Genomic DNA, 2,274 nt, shown 5'->3' on the forward strand with positions numbered 1-2,274 from the left:
AGCTGACGACGATGTGGCGGCAACGATTAAATCCGTGCGCCAGCAGTTACTCAATCTCAATATCACTGGTCGCTTACCGGTCAAACTGGACCCTGATTTTGTACGAGTGGATGAGAACAGCAATCCCCCGTTGGTCGGGGACTATACGCTCTATACCGTACAGCGTCCGGTGACTATTACTCTGCTGGGTGCGGTTTCTGGGGCTGGGCAATTGCCCTGGCAGGCAGGCCGTAGCGTTACCGATTATCTGCAAGATCACCCCCGCCTTGCAGGCGCGGACAAGAATAACGTTATGGTGATTACGCCTGAGGGTGAGACTGTCGTCGCCCCTGTTGCCCTGTGGAATAAAAGACATGTGGAACCACCGCCTGGCAGCCAGCTTTGGTTGGGCTTTTCTGCGCATGTACTGCCCGAAAAATATGCTGATTTAAATGACCAGATTGTGTCTGTTTTAACGCAACGTGTTCCTGACTGATGAAGAAGAATTCTTATCTTTTAAGCTGCCTGGCCATTGCCATCTCCAGTGCCTGTCATGCTGAAGTATTAACCTACCCGGATCCGCTGGGTTCGTCGCAATCAGACTTTGGCGGCACAGGATTGTTGCAGATGCCAAATGCGCGCATCGCACCGGAAGGTGAATTCAGCGTCAACTACCGGGATAACGATCAATACCGGTTCTACTCCACCTCCGTGGCGCTGTTCCCATGGCTGGAAGGCACCATTCGTTATACGGATGTGCGCACACGCAAATATAGCCAGTGGGAAGATTTCAGCGGCGATCAGTCATACAAAGACAAATCATTCGATTTTAAACTTCGCCTGTGGGAAGAAGGTTACTGGCTACCGCAAGTGGCGTTTGGTAAACGTGATATTGCTGGTACGGGTTTGTTTGACGGTGAATATCTGGTGGCCAGCAAGCAAGCGGGGCCATTTGATTTCACCCTCGGGATGGCATGGGGCTACGCCGGTAATGCGGGCAATATTACCAACCCGTTTTGCCGGGTGAGCGATAAATATTGTCATCGCGCAGAGTCTCACGATGCGGGCGATATCAGCTTTAGCGATATCTTTCGTGGCCCGGCTTCCATCTTTGGCGGCATTGAGTATCAAACGCCGTGGAATCCCCTGCGTCTGAAACTCGAATACGACGGCAACAATTACCAGAATGATTTCGCTGGCAAACTGCCTCAGGCAAGCCATTTCAACGTCGGTGCAGTTTATCGCGCTGCCAGCTGGGCAGACCTCAACCTCAGTTATGAACGCGGAAACACGTTGATGTTTGGTTTCACTTTACGGACCAATTTCAACGATCTGCGCCCTGCCCTACGCGATACGCCAAAACCGGCCTGGCAGCCTGCGCCAGAGTCTGAAGGTTTGCAGTACACCACGGTAGCAAACCAACTTACCGCCCTGAAGTATAACGCGGGCTTTGACGCGCCAGAAATTCAGCTACGCGATAAGACGCTGTATATGTCTGGTCAGCAATACAAATACCGTGACTCTCGCGAAGCGGTCGATCGTGCCAACCGGATTCTGGTGAATAACCTGCCGCAAGGCGTTGAGAAGATTAGCGTGACGCAAAAGCGCGAGCATATGGCGATGGTGACTACCGAAACCGACGTAGCCAGCCTGCGCAAACAGCTGGCCGGCACAGCGCCTGGTAAATCAGAGCAACTGCAACAACAACGTGTTGAAGCAGAAGATCTTTCTGCCTTTGGTCGGGGCTACCGTATTCGTGAAGATCGCTTTAGCTACTCTTTCAACCCAACACTTTCACAGTCGCTGGGCGGCCCGGAAGATTTCTATATGTTCCAGCTGGGGCTGATGTCCAGCGCCCGCTACTGGTTTACCGACCACCTGCTGCTTGATGGCGGTATTTTCACCAATATTTACAACAACTACGACAAGTTTAAGTCTTCACTGTTACCCGCGGACTCTACCCTGCCCCGCGTGCGCACGCATATCCGTGATTACGTTCGCAATGACGTTTATCTCAACAACTTGCAAGCGAATTACTTTGCCGACTTAGGCAATGGTTTCTATGGCCAGGTGTATGGCGGTTATCTGGAAACGATGTATGCCGGTGTCGGTTCCGAGCTTCTTTATCGCCCGCTAGATGCCAGCTGGGCGCTGGGTGTGGACGTTAACTACGTGAAGCAGCGTGACTGGGACAACATGATGCGCTTCACCGATTATTCCACGCCCACAGGTTTCGTGACGGCTTACTGGAACCCGCCGACGCTCAATGGCGTACTGATGAAACTTAGCGTTGGG

Annotated in this window: 2 protein-coding genes; both read left to right on the top strand. The window is 52.5% G+C overall.

Annotated elements, in window-relative coordinates; translation table 11 throughout:
• Positions 1 to 475: capsule biosynthesis GfcC family protein (locus ACUU1M_RS19860; RefSeq protein WP_257764208.1), on the top strand; the 475-nt coding region annotated here is incomplete at its 5' end.
• Positions 475 to 2,274: YjbH domain-containing protein (locus ACUU1M_RS19865; protein WP_449144770.1), on the top strand; the 1,800-nt coding region annotated here is incomplete at its 3' end. The genes ACUU1M_RS19860 and ACUU1M_RS19865, both read left to right, overlap by 1 nt.

The sequence above is a fragment of the Shigella sp. SIG6 genome (genome assembly GCF_053555815.1).